Raw genomic sequence first — 217 nt, 5'->3', positions numbered from 1 at the left:
GCGAGGTGTTACAGCGTATCCGCCTGCAGCTGACCCCGACCTCGCTGCTGTTCCGCCATGGCCTGCGCATGGCGCTGGCGCTGATGGCCGGCTATGGGGTGCTGCACCTGATCCACCCGGTCAACGGCTACTGGATCCTGCTGACCACGGTGTTCGTCTGCCGCCCGCAGTACGGGGCGACCCGGGTGCGGCTGGTGCAGCGGATCGTCGGCACGGT

General features: G+C 68.7%; 1 protein-coding gene. It reads left to right on the top strand.

Annotation, left to right across the window (positions count from 1 at the left end; all coding sequences use genetic code 11):
* On the top strand, positions 1 to 217 hold a 217-nt coding region (locus RYB66_RS05775; protein WP_316894037.1), incomplete at both ends, for an FUSC family protein.

Origin of the sequence: Pseudomonas syringae group sp. 243L2, assembly GCF_032587875.1 — a bacterium.
In the GTDB taxonomy this organism is placed as follows: domain Bacteria; phylum Pseudomonadota; class Gammaproteobacteria; order Pseudomonadales; family Pseudomonadaceae; genus Aquipseudomonas; species Aquipseudomonas amygdali.
The sequence above is the reverse complement of the archived record's forward strand: the minus strand, read 5'-3'. Positions and strand labels throughout refer to the sequence as shown.